We start from the raw sequence: 17,596 nt of genomic DNA on the forward strand, positions 1-17,596 counted from the left end.
TTTGGGAGCTAAATCTTTCATTGTTTTTTAAATCTTTTTACAATTTTATTTAATTGATTTAAAACGGTACTCCTTGGTAAAATTCCTTCAAAAAATCCATCTTCGTTTTCAACACAAAGAAACGGATGACTCACAAGTACATCTAAGCAGACAATGATTGAATCAGATACCACTACCCTTGGTATCAATCTCTTCATTACCTCTTCCACCCGTTTGTTTTCAAGCTTTTCAAATTCAATTCGTTCAAGCCCCAGAATTGAATCCATAATAATCGGGGTGCTAATTAACCCATGTAGTTTGTAATGTGGATCTAATACCGGTATAGCTGTATATCCACTTTTCGTAAGTACTAGCAATGCATGCTCAAGATTATTTCCGATTTGCACATGTGCAACCCGCTCTGATGGTATCATTAATTCTTTTATTGTTAACTCTAAAAATTCTCCACTGGGAAGACTAATCATTTCCGAAAACTCCTCAATGTTCGTTTTTCTACAGACCTATTTTACCATAGTTTTCAGGGGCCTGGTTAATTTAAAATACATAAAAAAAAGGAACCCCTAAAGGTCCCTATTGAATTAAATCAAAAATTTCGATGGTAATCATATCAATATTGTCAAATTGAAATCTTTTCGGCTTTTCTTTTTCATTATATACTTCTAATTCAAATGTTTCCGTTTTTGGATGAAATGTTACCTGACATTTTCTTTCACCATTTACCTCAAAATAGCGTTGTGCTGGCTCACCGCTAGTAGATTGTTCCTGAAGGTTTTTTAACCTTGTTAATATACCTTGGAGCTGTGACATAAGGCTTTTCCTCCTTTCAAACACAAAACAAACCGTCTGTAATTATGTTTCTCATTTGGCATGATTCTATCCTGATGGATTTTTCAAAAAAATTTCAGGCGTATCTTTTTAATGCCAATATTAAAAGAATAAAATAATAGACCTCATTTGTCCAAATAAATATAATAAAATGAGCAATTTTTTTTAAACGGATGAAAAAATAGGCCTTTTATGTTGCAATCTACAGTAATTGATCGTGTTCAAATAAATATTTATAAGATATATCAATAAATAAATAATCAGTTTCGTTCACTGGAAATGAAAAAGTCCTAATCGTCTCACCTGTTTCAATATCACAATATGGATCAGATAATCTTCCCTTTTGTTCATGGCGCAATTTTATAATATTTTCCAAAAAATATGGGCGCCAACTCCAATTTTTATCTAAGTATTCAGACTGTGTTCTCCAGCCAGTTTTTCCTTTAAAAATATTGGCTGACTTTTGAAATCCATCTTCATCACAGACATACATACGAAAAGCGATTTCGTCCATTTCCTTTATTAACGCTTGAAAAAGGGAGTCGTAGCCCGACTTTCTGTTTTTGACCACTATTTCCTGAACCGTTGCATGAAAATATTCAGTAGTTGTAAATATTGCTTCTAATTTCCGTTTTTCATATGCAATAAAGTCATGAAATTTTTCTTTTAAGCGATATTTTAATATATCACGACTAATAAAGTCTGCTTCAGGTGGACGCAAATAAAACCCTTGATAATAATGACCGCCATTTTTCCAAGCAAACTGAAGCTGATAACTCATTTCGATATTTTCAAACAAAAGGGTCGCTCCAATCTTTCTTGCCAGAAGGGACAATGAATACAAAACATCATTAAAATTCATACCTGTTGACGTAGATTTCAGCGCCTGAAGATTAATTTTGATAATATCCGGTTCAAGCTGCCCAATTCGTTCAAAATAATGACTTTCGCTGCCAATACTTGCTATCGCTATTTTTAATCCGTATGTCCGATAATACTGTAAAAGATGATTAAATTGATCGATATCCCCTTGATAGTTCCGGTCAGAAATTTCAAGAACAATCCGGTTTAAACGCAGTCCTTTTCTTTCGAATGCTAAAAGCTCTTGTAGAAATGGTTCCCCATGCCCATACATTAATAAATCCGCATTTCGATTCAAAAAAATATGGACATCCTCATCAAGTTGAAGCATTTTTTCAAGTGCCTTTTTCACTAACAATAAATCCACTTCAAATTTATATTCCTCTGGAATTTGATTATCCAGAAAAAAAGGACCTAAGCTAATCATACCATCCCCTGATTGATAACGACCTAGCACTTCATAGGCGATAATACATTGCTCATCGGCGCTAAAAATCGGTTGAAAATACGGAACACAATTTTCAAGATCCGATAGGATTTCCAATGCATCCATCCAAGTTCCTCCAAAAAATTATTTCTCATTATACCATACGCTTCGTTCATGCTTCTCGTTCTTTTCAAAAGGATACCATTATAGCAATGAGTATACAATTTTGGACTAATCCGAAAAAGTGTGAATACATACTTATAAGAACCTTTTTACTTGCAATATGACTTATTTTTAAAGAAAATACATATGGGCTCTTCTATTTTCGGGAAGGGTGAAAAAAGATAGGTTGGTAGAAAAATGACTAAAAAACAAACGAGGAGAACATTTCTAAAACGTTCATTTGGTTCATTCCTTACCGTTCTGGGGTTAGGTTCGGGGGGGTACCTCTATGCCCATCAAATTGAACCCGCACTTCTCGATATTTCTGAACTGGATATCAAACATCCCTTCATCCCAAAAAGCTTTGAAGGAATAAAAATGATTCAATTTAGTGATACCCACCTCGGTTTTCAATATAATCTAAGCCAATTTAAAAAATTAGCGGCTAAAATCAATGACCTGCAGCCTGACATTATATTATTTACCGGCGATTTGATGGACGAGCCAAATAAATATACGGAAATAAATAAACTAGTCCCTATTTTGGATAAATTACATGCCCCTCTTGGGAAATACTGCATTTTTGGAAATCACGACCACGGCGGCTATGGATCTGAAATTTACCGTAATATTATGGAAACTACCAATTTCACTGTCCTATTAAATGAATCCATTCCGATTCAATTGAAGGATGGCGGCAGCATATACTTACTGGGAATTGATGATGCCATGTTAGGAAACCCAGATTTACCGTTGGCGTTAAAAAGGATACCAAATAACCGATTTACGTTATTATTATCACATGCCCCTGACCTTGCAGAAACCGCTTCGCAATATCCAATTCATTGGCAAATTAGCGGACACAGCCACGGTGGACAGGTTAAACTCCCATTTATCGGTGCACTTGTCATTCCTCCATTTGCCCAAAAGTATCCTGAAGGTCTTTATACTTTAGGTGAAGTAAACCCGTTAACCCTATATGTAAATAGAGGAATAGGGACAACTAGACTCCCTTTCCGATTTATGGCTAAACCGGAATTAACCATATTTACTTTTAAATCAATATAATAAATAATAAAAATCCTTATCAAATGAATGGTAAGGATTTTATCTTTTATTCAAATCCTTATCCTACCGAGAATCATCCTTATTTAGGAAAGTTTAAAATGTTTAAAAATAATGTTTTTACTTTCTACCATTTCTATTTTTATAAAAAAAAGGTATAATCAAGATGTTTGAAAAAATGAAAGGAGAACATATGTTGAATCACGATCAGAAATATCCCCTACCAACAGATCTAAGTTTAACCATTGAAAACCTCGCACAAGCTGTCTTTATCGTGAATCGTCATGCAAAAACTGCAACAAATCCCAAATATTTGTACAAATTAAAACAGGAAGCACTAAAAAAGTTAATTACTGAAGGCAAGGCAAGAAAAGTAGGCCTCCATTTTTCCGAACATCCGCGAAATAGCCAACAGCAATCAGATGTACTTGTTGAATGTGGTCGATATACCTTTCATATTCCTCCAACTAAATCAGATTTTCATGATCTTCCACACCTTGGAAAACTAGATGGAAGTGTAAGAAATCCAAAGGCAACACTCTCACTTAATATGGCAAAGGCACTGTTACAATCCTATACTGGGCTATCAGAGTTTGGGAATCCACCATCAAATCATCAAAATAAACAACGAGCCTACCAAAAACCAATTTTCAAAAAATTAGGCGAGCGATACTCTTAAAAGAAATACAAAAAAGTCAGGAAAAGGGGATCCTGGCTTTTTGTATTTTCCTTCATTCAATGATTTTTAGGGAATGTCTTTTTTTTGCAATATCTTCTTGAGGGTTTTGTGAACAACATCACAAAACAATAGACGGCACACTCAATCAGAATTACAATACAGTCATAAGCTATACTAATCCATAACGGAGAAATAAAATTTAAATGAGGTGCATGTACATGAAGGGAACAGCCATTCTTTTTCAAGAGCAGAATATTACGTTTATTGAAGATGTTGAACATTCCTTATTCGAAGAAATCAAAGAGCAATGCGGTTGTGACCATTGCAGCTGTATGCTTGATGAAAAAATGGTTGAATTCGGTTCTGTGTCACCTGTTTTCTGGCATGAAAATGAAGTTGACTGGGATTATGGCTATTAATATTACTCTTTAATTTGATATATACTCCCCTTCCCCCAAAAAACGGTCTCGCCTGAAAACGCGAGACCGTTTTTAATTTATTCTACTGGGTCTGCCTTAAATAGTAGAATCTTTCGACATGTATGGTCTATAATCAACGTATTCACTTAGGCAGAGATTCTAATATAAAAGGATGGACAAAAATGGAGTATTTAATTAATCAACGAGTTAAAACAATTGAAATCTCGGGTATTCGCAAATTTTCTAATATGGTCGCCCATTTCGATGACCTTATTTCTTTTACCATTGGGCAGCCTGATTTCCCTACCCCAGAGCATGTAAAGAATGCCGGTATTGCTGCGATAGAAAAGGATTTTACTTCCTATACACACAATGCAGGTACGATGGAATTAAGGAAAGCAGCATGTGATTTTGTCGCAAAGAAATATGATTTAGACTATGCCCCAGAATCAGAAGTGATTGTGACAATGGGGGCAAGTGAAGCTATTGATATTGCCTTTCGAACCATATTGGCTGAAGGTGTAGAGGTGGTGTTACCAGGTCCAATTTACCCCGGCTACGAACCGATTATTCGCATGATGGGTGCTGTCCCAATTCATGTCGATATTCGTGAAAATCACTTTCGCTTTACATTAGAGATGATCAAACCCTTTATAACCGACAAAACCCGCTGTATTGTTCTGCCGTACCCGTCGAATCCTACCGGTGTCAGCCTATCAGCTGAGGAATTAAAGGAAATAGCCGACTTTTTAATGGATAAGGATATTTTTATCCTGGCAGATGAAATATACAGTGAACTCACTTTTGATCAAGAGCATACATCGATTGCCAACTTTTTAAAAGAAAAGACAATTGTGATCAATGGGCTCTCCAAATCTCACTCGATGACAGGCTGGAGAATTGGCTTTTTATTTGCGCCTGAAAACATCACAAAGCATATTTTAAAGGTTCACCAATATAATGTGTCTTGTGCGAATTCAGTTGCTCAGAAAGCGGCTTATGAAGCGTTAACTGTGGGATTTAATGATGCACTTGAAATGAAAAAGGCCTATTTAGCAAGAAGGGATTATGTATTTAGCCGTTTAACTTCCATGGGACTGGATGTTGTTAAGCCAGATGGTGCTTTTTACTTTTTTGTGAAAATACCTGCTCATATTCCGTTAAATAGCTTTGATTTTGCGCTTGATCTTGTTCATAAGACAAAGGTAGCCGTTGTCCCTGGCAGTGCATTTTCTGAGTATGGCGAAGGGTATTTTCGGCTTTCTTTCGCTTGTTCGCTGGAGACATTGGAAATTGGCTTAAATCGAATGGAGAAATATTTTATCCGCGAATAAAAAAAGCAAACCCTCAACATATAAAGTGAGGGTTTACTGGTCTTATTGTCCCTTATATTCTCCGTTATTTTTAGAGGCCTTTTCTTTTTTCGCCTTGTCTTTATGAATTTGATTAGCAGCGGCCGATCCCATTTCGTGGGCAAATTCTTCATTTAAAACAGCAGAATCAAAACCCTTTTTGTTCTTTTGCTTCGCATCATTTTTTTTCGTTCGTTTTGCCATAAAAATTCCTCCTATCAAGATTTCTTTCATAGTTTCCTGAAGTCAGGAGGAATTTATTCTTACCAGTTTGTGGCGTGCATTAAGCTATTTTTTCCAATATTTATAAAGGGCTTGCGTACCGCTGTTTTCCTCACCCTTTTTAGCTAATTGATCATATAAAGATTTCGCAAGCGACAATCCGGGTACATCCATATCCATTCGCTCTGCCTCGTCTAGGGCGATTTTCATATCCTTAATAAAATGTTTTATGTAAAATCCAGGCTCAAAATTACCATTTAGCATTCTTGGAGCAAGATTGGTTAATGACCAGCTGCCGGCAGCTCCAGTGGTTATACTTTTTAAGACATTTTCCGGATCTAAGCCTGCTTTTTCGGCATAAATAATGGCTTCACAGACACCAATCATATTTGAAGCGATAGCTATTTGATTGCACATTTTGGTATGCTGACCGGCACCGGGTTTCCCTTGATATACAATATTTGTTCCAAGAAATTCAAGTAACGGACGAACTGCTTTAAAGGCTTCCTCCTCTCCTCCAACCATAATGGAGAGCTTCGCTTCCCTTGCTCCTACATCACCGCCCGAAACTGGAGCATCAATTGCGTAGATCTCTTTCTTTTTTGCTTCATTGTAGATCTTTACAGCTAGAGAGGGTGCAGAGGTTGTCATATCAATAAGATAACTGCCAGGTTTACTGTATTGTAGCAATCCACCTTCACCTAAAAACACTTCCTCAACATCTGTTGGGTAGCCGACCATGGTAAAAATAACTGTTGCTTTTTCCGCAACCTCTTTTGGCGTATCAGCCCACAATGCTCCACGCTCCAATAGGTCATTTGCTTTCCCTTTTGTTCGCGAATAGACAACTAATGAATAACCAGCATTTAATAGGTGCAGAGCCATGCTTCTGCCCATGACACCTGTACCAATAAAACCAATTACCGTATTTTCTGGAGTAAGCAATCTAATCCTTCCCTTCATACTACTTTTTCTTTTATTTTAGCACTACTGTTTCCTTTTAGGGAATAGAAAAAGACCGTAACGCCCCAGCTCGTCCGGTCTTTTGTGCTCCATCTCCAAATTTATGCACATACTAATGTTGTCCCTTACAATTTAAAATTAAACCATTTTTATAATTCTGATGAAAAATTAGTTAGGAACGTGCGTCCAAATACTTCTTCATCGTTAAATACTTCAATCGAGACAGCCTGATCCCTCTCAATCATATTCCTTAACTCCTGAATATGTAAATCTTTTTGTAAGGGGAGTGGATCCATGAAGATATATTTCTCACTTTTCCCCTTCACTTCCAAATAATCACCATTAAGCACTTGATCCTCACCGTAGATTATTTCTCTTTTACCGATTGCAGCGGCCAATTTGTCATCATGGATGGTAATTTTCACCTTATATAATTGGTGTCCTTCTAATATTTCATTATTAATCCGAAAACGAAATTGAAGTTCATTATTTTTGGTGAGCAAGGCATCCGCATAGCGGTTTACAATCAATTCATTCGAAAAAAGCATTCCACACCCACTTAAAAAAGATGATCCCGCTATCACCATAATTAAGACAATGACCCATTGATAATTCTTTCGCATTCGTAACACTCCCTTATATTGTTACCATAGCCAAAATACATTGGTAATAAACACTAAGAAAGGTTAATTAAGGACAAATAAATTTCGATTAAATAGCTTTGATCATCCCGCCATCAACAAGGAACGAGCTGCCAGTCATATAGGAATTAGCATCGGAAAGTAAAAACACCGCCACGTTTGCAAATTCCTCAGGTGTTCCATATCTCTTTAAAGGAATTCCTGCTTTTACTCGTTGTTCGATAGTTTCCCGCTCAATACCAAGCTTGTCCGCATTCACTTGGTCTAAATGCTTAACACGGTCTGTGGCAATCCGTCCTGGAGCAATCGTGTTTATTAGAATATTATAAGCTGCCAGCTCCGATGCAAGTGTTTTTGAGAGTCCTATTATTCCAGTTCGGTATGTATTGGAAAGTATTAATCCTGGAATTGGCTCTTTTATCGAAGAAGAAGCGATATTTAAAATCTTTCCTCCCTGTTGTTTTAGATAGGACAAGGACTCCCTAATCAGACGAACGTAAGATAATAGGTTTAATTCAAAGGAGGCTTGCCAGTCTTCGTCTGTCAGTTCCTCAAATGAAGCAGCTGGTGGCCCCCCTGCGTTATTGACAAGTAATTGGATGCCTCCAAACGTTTCAGCCGTAACAGCTACCAGCTTTTTAATATCATCCGCATTAGTAATATCGGCTTGTTGATAGGCTGCTTTTCCTGAACCAATCGTTTCGAGTTCACTTACTTTTTGTTTTAGTTTCTCTTCTTCCCGGCCGGAAATCATCACATTAGCTCCCTCTTTCACTAGCCGTTCAGCAATTGCAAATCCTAAACCCTGGCTTGAAGCCACAACAAGAGCAGATTTTCCTCTTAAGTTCAATTCCATGTTTTCACTCCTACTTTTTTCAGTGTTAATTCTATTATACAAGATATCGTAAGGTAATACTTGGAAACTTCTCATTTTAAATCAAAAAGACCGGCGCATATGCCGGTCTTTTACTTTAAATTAGTTTTTAGTTGTTGCTGATTGAACAGCTTCAATTACCTGTGAAGTAGTTTGCATATTTAACACTTCTTGCGCCAGCTTCTCCATATCGTCCTTTTTCAAATTCTTGATAAGTGAACGTGCTTTCAAAATGGAGGTAGCACTCATCGAGAATTCGTCCAAGCCAAGGCCAATTAGGACAGGAATAGCTGTTTCATCTCCGGCCATTTCTCCGCACATACCGGCCCACTTTCCTTCTGCATGTGCTGCATCAATCACCATTTTTACTAGTCTTAAAATGGAAGGACTATATGGCTGATACAAATAAGATACACGCTGGTTCATCCGGTCAGCCGCCATTGTATATTGAATTAAATCATTAGTACCAATACTAAAGAAATCTACTTCTTTAGCAAATTGGTCAGCTAAAACTGCTGTAGACGGAATTTCCACCATGATTCCTAGTTCAATTTTATCTGCGACCGCTTGACCCGCTGATACAAGGTTTTGTCTTTCTTCTTCAAGAATAGCTTTAGCCGCACGAAACTCATCCAAAGTAGCAATCATCGGAAACATGATTTTTAAATTTCCAAAGGTGCTTGCGCGTAAAAGAGCACGAAGCTGTGTCCGGAAAATCCCTTGCTCTTCTAAACATAGACGAATGGCACGGAAACCAAGGAATGGATTCATTTCCTTTGGCAAATCCAAATATGGCAGCTCTTTATCGCCACCGATATCTAAAGTGCGAACTACAACAGGCTTACCTGCCATACCTTCTAAAACGGCCTTATAGGATTCGAACTGTTCGTCCTCTGTAGGCAGTTGATCTCTTCCCATATAAAGGAACTCAGTTCGATATAAACCTACACCCTCACCGCCATTCTCAATAACCCCTTTTAAATCTTTTGGAGTACCGATATTGGCAGCTAACTCGACATGATGACCGTCATTTGTTATTGTCGGTTCATTCACAAGTTTAGCCCACTCTGCTTTTTGGACTTCATAATCTTCATGGACTTTACGATACTCTGCAACGAGTTCCGGTGTTGGGTTAATATGTACTTCCCCTTTTAGTCCATCGACAACCACAAGATCACCATTAATAATCTCCTCTGTTGCCGTCTTTGTTCCCACGACAGCCGGAATTTCCATTGAACGGGCCATAATCGCCGAATGGGAGGTACGACCGCCAATATTTGTCGTAAATCCTTTTACAAAGGTACGATTCAATTGCGCTGTGTCAGATGGGGTTAAATCCTCGGCAACAATGATAACTTCCTCAGCAATCATGCTTGGGTTTGGTAATTGAACACCTAGTAAATGTGCGAGAACACGCTTCGTGACATCACGGATGTCTGCCGCACGTTCTTTCATATATTCATTATCCATTTGTTCAAACATCAGAACAAACATATCAGCCGTTTCTTTAAGTGCAGATTCAGCATTCACTTTTTCAGATTGAATTTTATCCTCGATCGGTGCATTTAGTTCTGGGTCGCTTAGGACAAGGAGATGTGCCTCAAAAATCGCTGCTTTATCTGCGCCAAGGTCTACTTTAGCCTTGTCACGAATAGCTTCAAGTTCAGATTTTGATTTCGCCATTGCCTTTCGGAACCGCTCCACTTCAGCAGTTGAATCCCCGATGGTAGTCTTTTCAAACGATAAATCAGGTTCAACAAGACGGTAGCCTTTAGCGATGGCAATTCCGTTTGATGCAGCTATTCCCTGTAAAAAAGTCATTATTCTGCCAAACCTTCTTTTTTCAATGTTTCTTCTAGAGCATTTAGTGCATCGTTAGCATCGCTGCCTTCTGCCGAAATTTTAATATCAGCACCTTGGCCGACACCTAGAGACATAACGCCCATGATGGATTTTAAATTAACTGTTTTACCCTTATATTCTAAATTAATTTCAGAATCAAATCTGCTCGCTGTTTGAACTAATAAAGTTGCTGGTCTTGCATGAATACCTGTTTCCGCGATTACTTTAAATTGTTTTTCTGCCATGCTTAATCAAACTCCTTTAAAATAAAATAAAACTTGCTTTATTAAAAATAAACATTTCCCGTCATTTAGTCAACTAAATCAATACTCGACTAAAGAAAAAAATCAATTCTATTCAGCTTATTTTCCCCAAAAATGAAAACAAACATGTATTGATTTATAATGATGTTTTCAATCATTCAAATGCTAGAATAGCATTTTCATTACATTCAAACAACTAAAAAACATCCATAACGTCATAGTTCACAAAACTGTCAAAAACATTTACTATCATCCAAAAAACGCTAAATAGAAAGAAAGCTGTCGCGACAGCTTTCTGAATTTATATTCCACCTACAACATGCGGAAAATTATTTTGTTCATCAGCAGGGATTACTGTTGCTTTTATAGCATCCTCTAACAATAAGGAATATTTTTTCTTTTCCTTTTCCGTCCAATTTAGCTTATTTGTCATGTAATCAATGACTTCCTCCTTCCATTTATTCACTAAATCAATATTAAATAAAATGGCACCTGTTCGACGATTTAAAAAGTCTATTGGTGTTGCAATCATCTCTTCTTCAATGCCATATACAAGCTTTGCTAACAAGGAGAGCGGCAAACCGTATTTTTCCGCATCGGCAATGTTAATTTTTAGCAGTTTGAAAACCACATCAACATTAGATCCGTACATTCTTGTTAATTCTTCGGCATCCTCACTGGTTAAATTAGCTTCCATTCCCTTTGCAATCTTAGATTTTACAAAAGTATTGAAGTTTTTCGATCCACCCACATCTCCACCTGAAATCGGCAGCCTTATTGTTGCACATGCTTGGTATTGCTTACCTTCTTCTTGCTTAAATTTAGCGGCCAATACATCAACGATTGTTTCAGCCATCTTCCGGTAACCAGTTAATTTACCACCTGCAATTGTTATCAAACCGGACTGCGACTCCCAAATTTCATCTTTTCGGGAAATTTCTGAAGCATTCTTCCCTTCTTCGTAAATAAGTGGTCTTACTCCGGCCCAGCTGGATTCTATATCCTTTTCGCTTATTTTCACTTCAGGGAACATGTAATTAATGGCATTAAGAATGTAACTGCGGTCAGCAACTGTCATATTGGGATTAATCGCATCTTGATCATAAAATGTATCGGTTGTCCCGACATATGTTTTACCCGCGCGCGGGATCGCAAACACCATCCGTCCGTCTGGTGTATCAAAATATACAGCTTGTTTTAACGGGAATCGAGATTGGTCAATGACAAGATGAACCCCTTTTGAAAGCTGCAATGTCTTCCCTTTTTTTGAATGATCCATCTCACGAATCGAATCAACCCAAGGGCCTGCGGCATTAACAACTTTTTTCGCATACACTTCGTATTTTTCTCCCGTCAACTGATCCTCCACAAGAACCCCCACAACCTTACCATCTTGATAGATAAGCTTCATAACTTTTGTATAGTTGCAGGCAACAGCACCTTTTTCAACTGCCGCCTTCATTACTTCAATCGTCAATCGGGCGTCATCTGTTCGATATTCCACATAGTAGCCTCCGCCTTTTAACCCGTTCTTCTTAATAAGCGGCTCCTTGGCTAGGGTTTCATCGGCTGACAACATAGTCCTGCGTTCTGATTTTTTTACTCCTGCCAAGAAGTCATAAACCCGTAAACCGATCGATGTGCTAAATTTGCCGAAGGTTCCTCCCTTATGCAATGGGAGCAGCATCCATTCCGGTGTTGTCACATGCGGGCCGTTCTCATATACGATAGCCCGTTCTTTCCCAACCTCAGCAACCATTTTCACTTCAAATTGTTTTAGGTACCTTAGACCGCCGTGAACTAACTTTGTAGATCTACTTGATGTACCTGCTGCGAAATCCTGCATCTCAACTAGAGCGGTGTTCATTCCTCTTACTGATGCATCAAGAGCAATGCCGGCACCCGTAATGCCTCCGCCAATGACCAGTACATCATATTGTTCGCTTTTTAACTTATTAACAATCTCATTTCGATTTAGATTAGAAAATTTCATCCTTATTCCTCCCAGTTTTCAAGCTGTTATTATTTAATATGCGAAAATATAGTAAGGGGAAATAAGAAAAGACCACAAAGACATTACCGTTTTCGATAATGTTTTTGTGGTCTCTCCGATTTCTCCAGCCAATTTATTAACTTGTAATCAGTATATCATACTTCTATTAAAATGAGAATTGTTATTATTTGAAGGCCATTGCTGCCTTAACTGCCTTTTTCCAGCCATCATATAAATCATTTCGGCTTTCTTCAGTCATTTTTGCGGTAAACTGTTTATCAATTGCCCATTGCTTTGAAATTTCCTCCTGGTTTTCCCAGAAACCAACTGCCAACCCAGCTAGGTAAGCTGCCCCAAGAGCTGTGGTTTCATTGATGATTGGTCTTTCGACCGGTACATCCAAGATATCACTTTGGAAATCCATTAAGAAATTATTTCTAACAGCGCCGCCATCAACGCGAAGCGTTTTAAGTTCAATACCAGAATCAGCTTCCATTGCCGATAAAACGTCTTTTGTTTGATAGGCTAATGATTCAAGTGTTGCGCGGACAAAATGTTCTTTCGAAGTTCCCCGCGTTAAACCGAAAACCGCCCCGCGGACATCACTATCCCAGTAGGGTGTACCCAAACCAACAAAAGCGGGAACAACATAAACACCGTCTGTAGACTCAACCTTTGCTGCATAACCCTCACTGTCCTTGGCATCCTTCAACATTCTTAACCCGTCACGAAGCCATTGAATCGCTGATCCAGCAACAAAAATGCTGCCTTCTAAGGCATATTCTACCTTACCGTTTAATCCCCAGGCAATCGTGGTTAATAGACCATGCTTGGATTGGACTGCTTTTTCACCTGTATTCATAAGCATAAAGCATCCTGTACCGTACGTATTTTTTGCCATCCCTTTTTCGAAACATGCTTGGCCGAATAATGCCGCCTGCTGATCACCGGCAACTCCAGCAATCGGTATTTCTTTGCCAAAGAAGTGATAGTCAACGGTATTCGCATATACCTCAGAGGACTGACGAACTTCTGGAAGCATCGATTTAGGGACATCAAGGATTTCTAATAATTCTTCATCCCATTTAAGTTCATAAATATTAAACATTAATGTGCGGGAAGCATTCGTGTAATCTGTAACATGTGCACGACCGCCAGAGAGTTTCCAAATCAGCCACGTATCAATCGTTCCAAACAACAATTTCCCTTCCTCAGCCTTTTCACGAGCCCCCCCTACATTGTCCAGTATCCACTTCACTTTTGTACCAGAGAAATAGGCATCAATCAGTAAGCCTGTCTTTTCACGGAAAAGGTCATTATAACCTTTCTCCTTTAGCTCATCACAAATTTCGCTTGTTTGTCGTGATTGCCATACAATTGCATTGTAAACAGGATCACCTGTTTCTTTATCCCAGACAACAGCTGTCTCCCGTTGATTGGTAATGCCAATTCCGGCAATTTGTTCTGGTTTGATCCCTGATTCGGATAAAACCTCCGCTATAACAGACAGTATTGAACCCCAGATCTCATTGGCATTATGCTCAACCCAGCCCGGCTTTGGAAAATGCTGTGTAAATTCTTTCTGCGCTGTATGGACGATTTCTCCACTTTTATTAAAAATGATTGCCCTTGAGCTTGTAGTTCCTTGATCTAAAGATAAAATATACTTATCCATGTAAAATTCCCCCATTACTTTATCTTATTATATTTTAAGCCGCTTGGCCTGATTGATTTATGGTAGTAGTCTGCTTCTTACTTGCAGCATATGCAAGTATGAGGACGACAATAGTAGCCGAAATAACTACCCATAGTGAGCCAGTCACTTTCCCAATAAAGACAGCCTTGTAAAATACTGCTCCCAAACATCCTCCCAGAAGCGGACCGACCACAGGAATCCATGAATAGCCCCAGTTGGAGCCACCCTTACCTGGGATCGGTAACAGGAAGTGGGCAATACGTGGACCAAGATCACGTGCAGGATTAATGGCATAACCAGTTGTTCCTCCTAGAGACATACCAATCACAACAATTAATAATCCCACAGCTAATGGATTTAACCCTTCTGTAAATTTATTTGCTCCAATAAATAATAGACCAAGTACTAGAATAAATGTACCAAAAATTTCACTTAATAGATTTGAAAACGTATGCGGTATAGCAGGACTTGTTGCAAATACGCCTAGCTTTGTTCCTGGATCATCAGTTGCCTTCCAATGTGGTAAATAATGTAGATATACAAGAACTGCTCCTATGATTGCTCCAATCATTTGGGCGACAATATAACCTGGTACCTCAGACCATGCAAAATCTCCATTCAATGCTAAAGCTACAGTTACTGCCGGGTTTAAATGGGCACCGCTGATAGATCCTACTGCAAAAACCCCCATTGTTACCGCTAGCCCCCAAGCAATTGTGATGACAATCCATCCTGCGTTATTCGAGTAGGACTTCTTTAAAGAAGAACCAGCTCCAATCCCTGCCCCAAATACGATTAGAATCATTGTTCCAATCATTTCCCCAACAAATGGTGACATATTTTCCCTCTCCCTTTGAAATAATTTACGAAAAAAAAAGGAGATTCACAACAGAAATACCCCGTAATGGGTATCTGTGTGAATCTCCTTATCTCCGTCACAAAAATATTAACTTGTTAACAAGAGTATATAAAGTTATGAAAACGGTGTCAACACTTTTTTAGGGTAAAAATGATTAATACTATTTTAACCTTGTTTTTCGTACGCTTCCCATAATTCTCTCTTAGAAGTAGTAATTGCATCTGCCCCCGCCTCTAATGCAGCTTGAACTTCTCCCTCGGTTCGAATCAACCCTCCGGCAAAAATGGGTGTTTTAACCCGCTCTTTTATCTCAGTAATCATCCATGGCATTGCTCCTGGGAGAACTTCAATATAATCCGGTCGTGTTTTCTCAATCAGCTTGTAGCTTTTTTCAATCGCATGGGTATCGATCAGAAAGATTCTTTGGACAGCGACAACCCCTTTTTGCTTCGCCTTAAGAATAACACTAGCCTTCGTCGATATTAAACCATATGGCTTAAACTCTTGGCAGATGTATTCTGTTGCAAATTCATCATTTTTAATACCATGGATTAAATCAACATGATAAATCATTTTCTTCCCTTTTTGTTTGGCCATCATATTTATATTTTTTAATTGGGCAATGTGCATATCTAAAAATACACCGATTTCATATGAGCTTTGCAAAAATCTCTCGAATTCTTTCATATTAGCTGAAGCAGGCAATATTCTTTGTTCCATTCCCTTCAAACCCTTTCCCAACACTTTTCCCCAAATAAGCCTAATCAGCTTCTTGGTTCTTTAAGATATTGATATAATACATCTCCCCCACGCTGACCAATGCCACGGAAATGTTTAAAATCTTTTCTTTTTACTAAAACCTTACGAAATTCCATAAATTCATCATTCTTTACGTAATATTCCGAAAGATCTCCTGACATTAAACGATTTAATATGTCGTTAATCATTTCCTCCTGCATGCCAATACACCACCTTTTACATGATCTATTGTAACCTATCAACTATCTAAAAAGTCCACTTTCCGTTTTTATCAAATTCAATTATTGTAAACGCTTTTCATTCTTTAACACCTTATTCAATCATATAATAGAATAAATTGAAAAAATTAACCAAATTGTCACACAAAAACCTTTACGAATTAAAAAAAGTAGTGCAAACTGTTATTTAATTGGTTTATTAATAGTTTTTAAGGCAAAGGAGAGAGACTAATGAAAATAGCAGAAGTAGGAAATATCATAGAATTCCGTGGTGGCTTGCAAGGGATTGTTGAAAAGGTAAATGAAAATTCTGTAATAGTCGACTTAACTTATATGGATAATTACCGTGATTTAGAATTAGATCAGCGGACAGTTGTCAACCATAAAAACTATAAAGTCGTAAAAGAAAGCGCTTATATGTAATAGTTTGGGGGAAAAGGCAGACATTGGCTGCCTTTTTTCTTTTTTCCATAGTTTATGTTACTTCCCTTGACCAGTTTCTTTTGACAGCTGCTTTAAGGATTTTACTTTCCCATGAGGATTTTGATCCTGTTTCCTAACAGTCCATTCCCTTTCTTGTTCGCTACGTGATTTACTCATATGTTTTCACTCCCTTCCTACTTATTTTTTTCTTCTTTTCAGATTCTTATCATAAGAATTGGTTAAAATGTTTAATGCAATCATTTCCTTTTCTATCTATTTTTTGATAAAGTATATTTTATTGATTTCTAAAGGGGAAAAACATATTGAAACAAAACATTCTAAACATTCGCCTTATAGCTGGCCTAATTTTGGCACATGCTCTAATATTTTTTTCATTTCATGATCGATTAATCTTTTGGTATATATTTACCGGATCAGTGCTCGTTTTAATCGCTTTTGCCATGTTCCAAGGGGATGTGGATGATGAGGCAGCCTTTTTCCAATATCTTTTCCTAGGTATCGTTTCCGGTCTTTTGTTATATGTTGTTTTTTGGTTAGGATACCAAACCATTCAAATCCTTAATCTTCCGTATGAAAAGCCGATAAAAAAACTGTACCGCTGGTATGCGCCACACGTATTTTGGCAATACATTGCCCTCGTGCTGGTTGCCGCGCCAGGGGAAGAGCTATTCTGGAGGGGCTTTATTCAAAAGAGTTTATTAAAAAACTTTAAACCCTTGTGGAGTATTTTAATAGCTGCATTGCTTTTTGCATCAGTCCATATTTACTCAGGCTCATTTTGGCTAGTCTTCTCGGCGTTTGTTTCAGGTTGCGTCTGGGGTTTCCTTTATTATTGGAAGAAAAGCATGCCGCTTGTGATTGTTTCTCATATCATCTTCGACCTCATGATTTTTATCATCCTTCCATTAAAATAGTGAAGCAGCTGTATTCTTACAGCTGCTTCTCCTTTTAAAGAATAAGAAAGTATAAATTTTGGCTTTGAGAAATGTCCAGCTACAGCGCCCTAGCGGCTAGTGTCCTTCGCTCTCCGCC

General features: G+C 38.0%; 21 protein-coding genes. 6 read left to right on the forward strand and 15 right to left on the reverse strand.

Going from position 1 to position 17,596, the window contains the following annotated elements:
• Positions 1–17 precede the first annotated feature (17 nt).
• The 3 genes from cbpB to BABA_RS19475 all read right to left on the reverse strand — a co-directional run bounded on the left by cbpB (position 18) and on the right by BABA_RS19475 (position 2,239).
• Positions 18–464 (reverse strand): cyclic-di-AMP-binding protein CbpB, encoded by a 447-nt coding sequence (gene cbpB, locus BABA_RS19465; protein ID WP_007086949.1) that lies wholly within the window; start codon positions 462–464, stop codon positions 18–20.
• A 106-nt stretch (positions 465–570) separates the two neighbouring features.
• Positions 571–807 carry a YkuJ family protein gene (locus tag BABA_RS19470; protein WP_007086950.1) on the reverse strand — a complete coding sequence of 79 codons (237 nt, stop codon included), beginning with the start codon at positions 805–807 and terminating at the stop codon, positions 571–573.
• A 220-nt stretch (positions 808–1,027) separates the two neighbouring features.
• Entirely contained in the window at positions 1,028–2,239 is a 1,212-nt protein-coding gene (locus BABA_RS19475) for an EAL domain-containing protein (RefSeq protein WP_007086951.1), read from the reverse strand.
• A 234-nt stretch (positions 2,240–2,473) separates the two neighbouring features.
• On the opposite strand from BABA_RS19475, the gene BABA_RS19480 reads away from it, so the two are divergent.
• From BABA_RS19480 to BABA_RS19495, 4 genes are all read left to right on the forward strand, one after another.
• A complete protein-coding gene (locus tag BABA_RS19480; protein WP_007086952.1) occupies positions 2,474–3,343 on the forward strand; it encodes a metallophosphoesterase in 870 nt (289 codons plus the stop codon).
• Positions 3,344–3,533: 190 nt separating this feature from the next.
• A complete protein-coding gene (locus BABA_RS19485) occupies positions 3,534–4,019 on the forward strand; it encodes a YkyB family protein (RefSeq protein WP_040347006.1) in 486 nt (161 codons plus the stop codon).
• Positions 4,020–4,237: 218 nt separating this feature from the next.
• On the forward strand, positions 4,238–4,438 hold the full coding sequence (locus BABA_RS19490; RefSeq protein ID WP_007086954.1) for a hypothetical protein: 201 nt from the start codon (positions 4,238–4,240) through the stop codon (positions 4,436–4,438).
• Positions 4,439–4,620: 182 nt separating this feature from the next.
• Positions 4,621–5,772 (forward strand): aminotransferase A, encoded by a 1,152-nt coding sequence (locus BABA_RS19495; RefSeq protein ID WP_007086955.1) that lies wholly within the window; start codon positions 4,621–4,623, stop codon positions 5,770–5,772.
• Between the two features lie 42 nt (positions 5,773–5,814).
• On the opposite strand, the gene BABA_RS19500 is transcribed toward BABA_RS19495, so the two are convergent.
• The 11 genes from BABA_RS19500 to BABA_RS19550 all read right to left on the reverse strand — a co-directional run bounded on the left by BABA_RS19500 (position 5,815) and on the right by BABA_RS19550 (position 16,102).
• Entirely contained in the window at positions 5,815–5,994 is a 180-nt protein-coding gene (locus BABA_RS19500; protein WP_007086956.1) for a hypothetical protein, read from the reverse strand.
• 84 nt (positions 5,995–6,078) lie between these two features.
• A complete protein-coding gene (locus BABA_RS19505) occupies positions 6,079–6,957 on the reverse strand; it encodes an NAD(P)-dependent oxidoreductase (RefSeq protein WP_007086957.1) in 879 nt (292 codons plus the stop codon).
• Between the two features lie 167 nt (positions 6,958–7,124).
• Entirely contained in the window at positions 7,125–7,598 is a 474-nt protein-coding gene (locus BABA_RS19510; protein WP_007086958.1) for a hypothetical protein, read from the reverse strand.
• A gap of 88 nt (positions 7,599–7,686) precedes the next feature.
• On the reverse strand, positions 7,687–8,472 hold the full coding sequence (locus BABA_RS19515; RefSeq protein ID WP_007086959.1) for an SDR family oxidoreductase: 786 nt from the start codon (positions 8,470–8,472) through the stop codon (positions 7,687–7,689).
• A 120-nt stretch (positions 8,473–8,592) separates the two neighbouring features.
• Positions 8,593–10,311 (reverse strand): phosphoenolpyruvate--protein phosphotransferase, encoded by a 1,719-nt coding sequence (ptsP, locus tag BABA_RS19520; protein ID WP_007086960.1) that lies wholly within the window; start codon positions 10,309–10,311, stop codon positions 8,593–8,595.
• Complete coding sequence (locus BABA_RS19525; RefSeq protein WP_007086961.1) at positions 10,311–10,577, reverse strand: phosphocarrier protein HPr; 267 nt, start codon at positions 10,575–10,577, stop codon at positions 10,311–10,313. Before BABA_RS19525 ends, ptsP begins: the two co-directional genes overlap by 1 nt.
• 319 nt (positions 10,578–10,896) lie before the next feature.
• Positions 10,897–12,588, reverse strand: a complete 1,692-nt coding sequence (locus tag BABA_RS19530; protein ID WP_007086962.1) for a glycerol-3-phosphate dehydrogenase/oxidase — start codon at positions 12,586–12,588, stop codon at positions 10,897–10,899.
• A 184-nt stretch (positions 12,589–12,772) separates the two neighbouring features.
• Positions 12,773–14,263: a glycerol kinase GlpK gene (glpK, locus tag BABA_RS19535; protein WP_007086963.1), complete on the reverse strand. Its 1,491-nt coding sequence runs from the start codon at positions 14,261–14,263 to the stop codon at positions 12,773–12,775.
• A gap of 34 nt (positions 14,264–14,297) precedes the next feature.
• Entirely contained in the window at positions 14,298–15,122 is an 825-nt protein-coding gene (locus tag BABA_RS19540) for an MIP/aquaporin family protein (RefSeq protein WP_007086964.1), read from the reverse strand.
• A 186-nt stretch (positions 15,123–15,308) separates the two neighbouring features.
• Positions 15,309–15,863, reverse strand: a complete 555-nt coding sequence (locus BABA_RS19545; protein WP_040347009.1) for a glycerol-3-phosphate responsive antiterminator — start codon at positions 15,861–15,863, stop codon at positions 15,309–15,311.
• Positions 15,864–15,907: 44 nt separating this feature from the next.
• Positions 15,908–16,102, reverse strand: coding sequence for a hypothetical protein (locus BABA_RS19550; RefSeq protein ID WP_007086966.1), 195 nt, complete (start codon positions 16,100–16,102; stop codon positions 15,908–15,910).
• A gap of 249 nt (positions 16,103–16,351) precedes the next feature.
• Between BABA_RS19550 and BABA_RS19555 the strand changes: the two genes are divergently transcribed.
• Positions 16,352–16,543 carry a YkvS family protein gene (locus BABA_RS19555; protein ID WP_007086967.1) on the forward strand — a complete coding sequence of 64 codons (192 nt, stop codon included), beginning with the start codon at positions 16,352–16,354 and terminating at the stop codon, positions 16,541–16,543.
• Positions 16,544–16,600: 57 nt separating this feature from the next.
• On the opposite strand, the gene BABA_RS28180 is transcribed toward BABA_RS19555, so the two are convergent.
• On the reverse strand, positions 16,601–16,720 hold the full coding sequence (locus BABA_RS28180; protein ID WP_007086968.1) for a DUF6254 family protein: 120 nt from the start codon (positions 16,718–16,720) through the stop codon (positions 16,601–16,603).
• A 146-nt stretch (positions 16,721–16,866) separates the two neighbouring features.
• Between BABA_RS28180 and BABA_RS19560 the strand changes: the two genes are divergently transcribed.
• A complete protein-coding gene (locus BABA_RS19560; protein ID WP_007086969.1) occupies positions 16,867–17,478 on the forward strand; it encodes a CPBP family intramembrane glutamic endopeptidase in 612 nt (203 codons plus the stop codon).
• Positions 17,479–17,596: the final 118 nt, after the last annotated feature.

The sequence above is a fragment of the Neobacillus bataviensis LMG 21833 genome (assembly GCF_000307875.1).
Taxonomy (GTDB): Bacteria; Bacillota; Bacilli; order Bacillales; family Cytobacillaceae; genus Neobacillus; species Neobacillus bataviensis.